Here is a 632-nt window from a genome sequence, read left to right on the forward strand (position 1 = left end):
CAATATGCAAACTCACAGCATTACAAAGCGAATATTCTATGATGTGGCGAGAACCTGAAAAAGAAATTATTCCATTATTAGAGGAATTAAATATAGGTTTGGTACCTTTTTCTCCATTAGGTAAAGGTTTCCTAACTGCCACTATAGATAAAAATTCTTCTTTTGGAAATGATGACTTTAGAAGTATAGTACCTAGATTTCAAAAAGAAAATTTAGAAGCTAATCAAAAATTAATAGACCTTATAAAAATGATTGCCAATAATAAAAATATAACTCCTTCTCAAGTGGCATTATCTTGGGTATTAGCACAAAAAAGTTTCATAGTTCCTATACCTGGTACTAGGAGTTTAGAAAGATTAAAAGAAAATACTTCATCAGCAGATATAGTATTAACAGATAATGAATTAAATGATATAAATGAATCACTTTCAAAAATAGTAATTCATGGAGACAGATATAGTAAAGAATATGCTGACAGAGTAGGAAAATAAATTTTAATAATAAAAAGTTTAGGAGAGTATAAAATGAAAAAAAGAATGCTAGGAGATTTGGAAGTTTCAGCTATTGGTTTAGGCTGTATGGGATACGGTGTAGTATATGATGAAAATTATGATAAAACAGAATTAATATCT

The 632-nt window shown here is 28.2% G+C and carries 1 protein-coding gene; it reads left to right on the forward strand.

What is annotated here, in order from left to right; genetic code table 11:
- Positions 1–491: aldo/keto reductase (locus R4K56_RS14720; protein ID WP_335773222.1), on the forward strand; the 491-nt coding region annotated here is incomplete at its 5' end.
- Between the last annotated feature and the right edge of the window lie 141 nt (positions 492–632).

Origin of the sequence: Brachyspira pulli, assembly GCF_036997785.1 — a bacterium.
Taxonomy (GTDB): domain Bacteria; phylum Spirochaetota; class Brachyspiria; order Brachyspirales; family Brachyspiraceae; genus Brachyspira; species Brachyspira pulli.